Origin of the sequence: Pseudomonas sp. PDM31, from assembly GCF_019218965.1 — a bacterium.
Lineage (GTDB): Bacteria > Pseudomonadota > Gammaproteobacteria > Pseudomonadales > Pseudomonadaceae > Aquipseudomonas.
Genome location: NZ_JAHUWS010000013.1, coordinates 170,644 through 176,877, shown reverse-complemented (window position 1 = coordinate 176,877; position 6,234 = coordinate 170,644). Strand labels below are relative to the sequence as shown.

The 6,234-nt window shown below is 60.5% G+C and carries 7 protein-coding genes and 1 pseudogene; 1 reads left to right on the top strand and 7 read right to left on the bottom strand.

Going from position 1 to position 6,234, the window contains the following annotated elements; translation table 11 throughout:
- The 4 genes and pseudogenes from KW839_RS23375 to KW839_RS23360 form a co-directional block, all read right to left on the bottom strand.
- Nucleotides 1-434, bottom strand: a pseudogene (locus KW839_RS23375) (phospholipase); the annotation flags it as partial.
- Nucleotides 431-640, bottom strand: coding sequence for a hypothetical protein (locus tag KW839_RS23370; protein WP_218425633.1), 210 nt, complete (start codon nucleotides 638-640; stop codon nucleotides 431-433). The pseudogene KW839_RS23375 and the gene KW839_RS23370, both read right to left, overlap by 4 nt.
- A gap of 224 nt (nucleotides 641-864) precedes the next feature.
- Entirely contained in the window at nucleotides 865-1,164 is a 300-nt protein-coding gene (locus KW839_RS23365; RefSeq protein WP_060542941.1) for a DUF6124 family protein, read from the bottom strand.
- Between the two features lie 819 nt (nucleotides 1,165-1,983).
- Entirely contained in the window at nucleotides 1,984-2,637 is a 654-nt protein-coding gene (locus KW839_RS23360) for an HD domain-containing protein (RefSeq protein ID WP_218425630.1), read from the bottom strand.
- A 280-nt stretch (nucleotides 2,638-2,917) separates the two neighbouring features.
- Here KW839_RS23360 and KW839_RS23355 point away from each other — a divergent pair, with 280 nt between their 5' ends.
- Nucleotides 2,918-3,175, top strand: a complete 258-nt coding sequence (locus KW839_RS23355; RefSeq protein WP_060542943.1) for a hypothetical protein — start codon at nucleotides 2,918-2,920, stop codon at nucleotides 3,173-3,175.
- Nucleotides 3,176-3,348: 173 nt separating this feature from the next.
- On the opposite strand, the gene KW839_RS23350 is transcribed toward KW839_RS23355, so the two are convergent.
- Genes KW839_RS23350 through KW839_RS23340 form a run of 3 tightly spaced genes read right to left on the bottom strand, consistent with a single transcriptional unit; the run spans nucleotide 3,349 to nucleotide 6,231 of the window.
- The gene (locus KW839_RS23350; protein ID WP_218425629.1) at nucleotides 3,349-4,329 is read right to left on the bottom strand and encodes a peptide ABC transporter ATP-binding protein; all 981 of its coding nucleotides are present in this window, start codon (nucleotides 4,327-4,329) and stop codon (nucleotides 3,349-3,351) included.
- Nucleotides 4,329-5,297, bottom strand: a complete 969-nt coding sequence (locus tag KW839_RS23345) for an ABC transporter ATP-binding protein (RefSeq protein WP_060542945.1) — start codon at nucleotides 5,295-5,297, stop codon at nucleotides 4,329-4,331. Before KW839_RS23345 ends, KW839_RS23350 begins: the two co-directional genes overlap by 1 nt.
- Before the next feature lie 10 nt (nucleotides 5,298-5,307).
- Nucleotides 5,308-6,231, bottom strand: coding sequence for an ABC transporter permease subunit (locus tag KW839_RS23340; protein WP_218425628.1), 924 nt, complete (start codon nucleotides 6,229-6,231; stop codon nucleotides 5,308-5,310).
- Between the last annotated feature and the right edge of the window lie 3 nt (nucleotides 6,232-6,234).

The following is a 6,234-nucleotide window of genomic DNA, read 5'->3' as shown; positions in this document are numbered from 1 at the left end:
CGGTCTTCGGTGTATTGCGCTTCGGTGGAGCGCTGCAGCGCTCGATCGGCGATACGAATCGAGCCTTTGCCGGGCAGGTTGGCTTCGCCGCCCACTCCCGCCAGATTGAAGGGCATTTCCCAACCCAGTATCCGTACCTTGACGCCTGGCTTGCTCCTGGCCTTGGCCAGGAGCAATTCGCCGATGCTCGGCGCCTTGCCGTCGCGGATGAAAAACATCGACGGCTGAAACCCCCAGCAGATGATGTCGACGGATTTTTTCGCCCCGGCGATGGCCTCGTGCACGGCCTTGAACGCCTCTTCGCCGTTGATCAACGGCTGATAGGTGGCGCCAACCGGATGGTATTCGGTGTTGCACACGTACCAGGGCGCGGTGCAGGTGGCCGTGTTGGTGTGCTGCAGTGCGATGGGCACCACGCATTCAAATTGAGTCATCGGGTTTTCTCTCCTTGAGGGGCGATGTGCGCGGCGTACTGTCCGCGATGATCGGTGTGCGAAGCGGGCTGATTGACGCCGGTATCGGTTTGCGAGGGGTGGTTATGCAGACCCTGATTGGCGAGGACGTCGAGGTGGGTGTCGAGTTGGTCGATCTTGAGTTTGTGGCGGCTGTGGTCGTAAAAAGTGCGCAGAGGATTGCTCATGCTCAGTCCTTCCTTGTCTGCGGGGGACGGGCAGGAAAGGCAGGGCTTTCACCCGGGTCCGGGGGGATGAAAGCATTGAAAAATTGGAGCACAGTTGAAATAGGAAGCTTCTGAGGTGTGCGTAGGACGCGTCCAAAAAAGTTGCAGTGCTTGATCTGTAGGGATTTATTCGGCTCTGGGTTTTGTGGCGAGGGCACTGGGGCTCTCGCCACAGGGTTCAGCGTTTAGTCCAGCGGCGCGACGTTATCCAGTGCGCGATTGACGGCCAGGTCCGCCAGCATGATCACCTGCTGAATGCCCAGCAGCATGCTGCGCTGCGGGCCGTCGAGGAAGGTGGCGAAGTCGCTGGCCATCACGCTTGCCGAGGCCAGGGATTCGCAGGCGTGGGCCAGGAGGCTTTCGGTGTCGATGTTGGGGGCGATGACGAACATTGCGCTGGGGTTGTGGGGGATGCTGGGCTTGAGAATGGCGGGTTTGAGGTTGAGGGTATTGGATTCAGGGGGATTGGGGGTGGGTTTGACCATGATGGAGCTCCTTGATTGATGGAGCTGCCACGGTTCGCTGCGAAGCGGAGAAGGTGGCAGCCATACGCAGGTTCGCAGACCGGGAATCAAGGAACCCGGCAGACCGGAGGTCTCCCGCGCATAGCCGCCATAACGCATTACAGTGTGCAAACAAAAGCGCCAACTGAATGGAAACGGTGGCGCTGAGCGCCTTGATTGACCCAGGCTGCGAAACCCGATCGCTGAGTTTTCAGCGACCCGGCGACGATAGAGTCCGGGTCCAAGGCGCACAAGCCGGCGGATTCTGGCGTAGTTGTAGGCAATGGCGCAAGGCGGTGTAGTTACGGTTCTGGTCCTACAGACCGCTCTGATATTTGCCCATGTGGCGGGAGCGTGCAGGCCGCCATCGCTGGCAAGCCACACACAGGTGAACGGGTCTGCTCACGGAATTCGCGCCCGGCGAAGAACAACTGTAGGAGCCGGCTTGCTGGCGATGGTCGTCAACGATGACGCTGGGTCCCTGACACCCCGCAGCGCGCCAAGGTTTTTCGCGAGCGTGCTCGCTCCTACAGGGGGGCGGTGTCTGTTCGCGAATTTTGCGCCTGGCGCTGATCAACTGTAGGAGCGAGCATGCTCTGGTCGGCGTTCCGACGAAGGAGGTTAACGATGACGCGGGCATTCCAGGTGCCCTCGGCGCTCTCGGGTTTTTCGCGAGCCTGCTCGCTCCTACAGGGTATGGCGTCAGATGATGGATTTGGCGTCTGGCGTAGAACAATTGTGGGAGCCTGCTCGCGAAGGATCCGGATTCGCCGCGTTTAGTCAGAATGTCTGCGCTGTGAATCAGCCAATCCCGATCTCTTCCTTGAACTGCTCCAGAAACCCCTTCAAACGATCATGGCGAACATGTGCCAAACGTTGTCCCGTAGTGGTCTGGAAACCATCCGCCAAGTGCAGCAGCTTGGTCTGGAAATGGTCTATGCAAAAGCGAGTGTCATCGTAGTCGCGGTCGTTTGCTTCGGGGTCTTGCGGGTCGTAGAGAGCGCTGCCCATGCGTCCGGCCACGTAAAAGGTACGGGCGACTCCAAGCATGCCCAGGGAATCGAGGCGGTCGGCGTCCTGGAGGACTTTCGCTTCCAGCGAGGTTGGAGTGATGTTGGCGGAAAAACTGTGGGCTTCAATGGCGTGGGCGACGGCTGCGATTTTGCTGTCGGACCAAGCCATCTCCGCTAACACCCTCGACGCTTTCTGCGCCGCCAGTTGTGATGCCTGGGAACGCAGCGGCGAGTTCTTTTCCACCGCCACGCAATCATGCAACAGCACCCCGGCCAGCAGCACTTCAAGATCGCCACCTTCTTGTGCCTGAATCAAGCGCACGTTGTGCCATACCCGCTGCAGGTGCGACAGGTCGTGAGCACCGTCTCCCGAGGGTTCCAGGGCGTGGGGCAGCAAGGTAGCGGCGAGTGATTGCATCGGTGCGAAAGCGCTGGTGGTCATCCGATGTCCTATGGTCTGAACGTACTTTGCCGCGCATGTCGGCCAATCTTGTGAGGAGTCATTGTGGCATGCAAAACCTGGGCTCCCGAAGAAAGATCAAAAGATCGCAGCCTTCGGCAGCTCTTACAGATATCGATCTTTTCGGCATAACCCTTATTGCAAACCAGTCTCCAGCCCAATGGCATTCCGTCCGCTCGCTTGCGTCCTATCTGGAGAACCGTGCTGATCGCAACTAGATTTCAATCAGCGCCATACACTCCACAAATGGAAGGACTCGGCCATGAACAGGTTGCTACGTGTTTTATTGGTATTGAAGGTGTTGGTGATGCTGTCCCTCGGCAGTGCTACGGCGTGGGCCGAGTGCGAGAAGCATGAAACCCAGGCTTCGAATGCTCAAGCTGGGCAGGGTGAATTGATGATCGCCGCGTCCGACTCGGAGCCGGGCGACATGGGGCAGGGTGGCAGCGCGGGCAATGATGACGCGACCACCGACGAACCGGATTCCGATGACCCCGACGAAGGTGATAGCCAGACGTAAATAGCTGACAAAAGAAAATCCCTTCTGCCGGATTGCCGTGCAATCGGGCTGGAAGGCGTCAGGACAACAACACAGTCCCTGTGGGAGCGGGCTTGCTCGCGAAGGCGGTCTGTCAGTCGCAGTAATATTGACTGAAATGACGCCTTCGCGAGCAAGCCCGCTCCCACATTTTTTTATGCCGCGCCGTCGAGGAACTGCTCGGCGTAGTGGCAAGCCACCTGGCGGTTGTCGAGCGCGCGCAAGGCCGGCTCTTCAGTGCTGCAGCGCTCGGTCGCGTACGGGCAGCGCTTGTGGAAAGCGCAGCCGGGTGGCGGGTTCAGCGGGTTGGGCAATTCGCCGACGATCTTGATCTTCGGCTTGTTCGGGTCCGGGTGAATGGTCGGGGTGGCCGACAGCAACGCCTGGGTGTACGGATGCAGCGGACGCTCGTAGATGTCGTTCTTCGGGCCCATTTCCACCGGGCGCCCGAGGTACATCACCATCACGTCATCGGCGACGTGTTGCACCACCGCGAGGTTGTGGGAGATGAACACGTAGGCGGTGTTGAACTCTTGCTGCAGATCCATGAACAGGTTCAGTACCTGCGCCTGAATCGATACGTCCAGGGCCGAAGTCGGTTCGTCCGCCACCAGCACTTTCGGTTGCAGCATCATCGCCCGCGCCAGGGCAATCCGCTGGCGCTGACCGCCGGAGAACATGTGCGGATAACGCTGATAATGCTCAGGGCGCAGACCCACTTGCTTCATCATCGCCTGGACCTTTTCGCGACGTTCCGAGGCGCTCAGGTTGGTGTTGATCAATAAAGGCTCTGCCAGCTGATCACCGACTTTCTGCCGTGGGTTCAACGAGGCGTACGGGCTCTGGAACACCATCTGCACGTCTTTGCGCAGCTGTTTGCGCTGGGCTTTGTCTGCGCCGGAAACTTCCTGCCCGGCGATTTTCAAGGAGCCGGAGGACGGCTCTTCGATCAGCGTCAGGGCCCGGGCCAGAGTGGACTTTCCGCAACCCGACTCGCCCACGACGGCGAGGGTCTTGCCGGCTTCCAGCTCGAACGACACGCCGTTGAGGGCGCGTACGGTCGCGTGCCCCTTGAACATGCCTCGGGACACTTCGTAATGACGGGTGAGGTCGCGGGCGGTAAGTACGACGGCCATTACGCCACCTCCTGGTTCAGCGGGTAGAAGCATCGGGCGAGGCTGTTGCTTTTCGGGTCAAGGGTCGGACGCTGCGCGCGGCAGTTGTCCTGCACATACGGGCAGCGCGGCGACAGCAGGCAGCCTTGCGGACGGTCATAACGACCGGGAACGATGCCCGGCAGGGTCGACAGACGCGAGGCCCCCAGGCTGTGTTCCGGAATCGCCTTGAGCAGTGCTTCGCTGTAAGGGTGCGCCGGAATGTCGAACAGTTGTGGTACCTGACCGACTTCTACGGCTTGCCCTGCGTACATCACGCACACGCGCTGGGCGGTTTCCGCCACGACGGCAAGGTCGTGGGTGATCAGCACCAGGCCCATGTTCTGCTCTTTCTGCAACGCCAGCAGCAGGTCCATGATCTGCGCCTGAATGGTTACGTCCAGTGCAGTGGTCGGTTCGTCGGCGATCAGCAGCTTTGGTTCGCCGGCAATCGCCATGGCGATCGCGACGCGCTGGCTCATGCCGCCGGACAGTTGATGCGGGTAGGCGTCCATGCGACTGGCCGCGCCCGGGATCTCAACTTTTTCCAGCAGTTCGATGGCGCGTTTGCGCGCAGCCTTGCCGGACATTTTCAGGTGCAGGCGCAGCACTTCTTCGATCTGGAAACCGACGGTGTAGCTCGGGTTCAGCGCGGTCATCGGGTCCTGGAAGACCATCGACAGGTCTTTGCCGACGATCTGCCGACGCTGACGGTTGCTCAGCTTGAGCATGTCCTTGCCGTCAAAGCTGAGGGAGTCGGCGGTGACGATGCCTGGGTGCTCGATCAAGCCCATCAGCGCCATCATGGTCACGGATTTACCCGAACCCGACTCGCCAACGATGGCCAGCACTTCGCCCTTGTCGACTTTCAGGTCGAGGCCGTCGACCACTGGCGTGGCGTTCTTGTCGCCGAAGCGCACATTGAGATTCTTGATTTCTAACAGTGACATTGGAATCTCCTCAGGCGGCGTTCTTGAGTTTCGGGTCCAGCGCGTCGCGCAGGCCGTCACCCATCAAGTTGATTGCCAGCACGCTGAGCAAAATGGTCAAACCAGGCAGGCTCACGACCCACCAGGCGCGTTCGATGTAGTCGCGAGCGGAAGCCAGCATGGTGCCCCACTCAGGGGTTGGCGGTTGTACGCCAAGGCCGAGGAAGCCCAGTGCCGCGGCATCGAGAATCGCCGAGGAGAAGCTCAGGGTGGCCTGAACGATCAGCGGCGCCATGCAGTTGGGCAGCACGGTGACGAACATCAGGCGTGGCAGGCCGGCACCGGCCAGGCGCGCGGCGGTCACGTAGTCGCGGTTCAGTTCGCCCATCACCGCGGCGCGGGTCAGACGAACGTAGGACGGCAGGGATACCACGGCGATCGCGATCACGGTGTTGATCAGGCCTGGGCCGAGGATGGCGACAATCGCCACGGCCAGCAGCAGGGACGGCAGGGCCAGCATGATGTCCATCAGACGCATGATGGTCGGACCGAGCACGCGCGGGAAGAAGCCGGCGAACAGACCCAGCAGGATGCCCGGGATCAACGACATTACCACCGACGACAGGCCGATCATCAAGGACAGGCGCGAACCCTGGATCAGGCGCGACAGCAGGTCACGGCCCAGCTCGTCGGTGCCCAGCAGGAACTGCAGTTGCCCACCTTCCAGCCAGGCTGGCGGGGTCAGCAGGAAGTCACGGTATTGCTCGCTCGGGTCATGGGGCGCGACCCATGGAGCGAATATGGCGCAGAAAATCACCAGCAACATGAACATCAGGCCGGCAACGGCACCCTTGTTGCGGGAAAACGCGTGCCAGAATTCTTTGTACGGAGACGGGTACAGCAGGCTTTGATCGACTGTTACCGCTTGATTTGGAGTTGTAGCTGGAGTGGTCATGGT

Bases quoted from the DNA above. Each gene is read 5' to 3' on its own strand.
- KW839_RS23350 (WP_218425629.1), bottom strand. From the start codon at position 4,329: ATGGCCGTCGTACTTACCGCCCGCGACCTCACCCGTCATTACGAAGTG.
- KW839_RS23370 (WP_218425633.1), bottom strand. From the start codon at position 640: ATGAGCAATCCTCTGCGCACTTTTTACGACCACAGCCGCCACAAACTC.
- KW839_RS23345 (WP_060542945.1), bottom strand. From the start codon at position 5,297: ATGTCACTGTTAGAAATCAAGAATCTCAATGTGCGCTTCGGCGACAAG.
- KW839_RS23365 (WP_060542941.1), bottom strand. From the start codon at position 1,164: ATGGTCAAACCCACCCCCAATCCCCCTGAATCCAATACCCTCAACCTC.
- KW839_RS23360 (WP_218425630.1), bottom strand. From the start codon at position 2,637: ATGACCACCAGCGCTTTCGCACCGATGCAATCACTCGCCGCTACCTTG.
- KW839_RS23340 (WP_218425628.1), bottom strand. From the start codon at position 6,231: ATGACCACTCCAGCTACAACTCCAAATCAAGCGGTAACAGTCGATCAA.
- KW839_RS23355 (WP_060542943.1), top strand. From the start codon at position 2,918: ATGAACAGGTTGCTACGTGTTTTATTGGTATTGAAGGTGTTGGTGATG.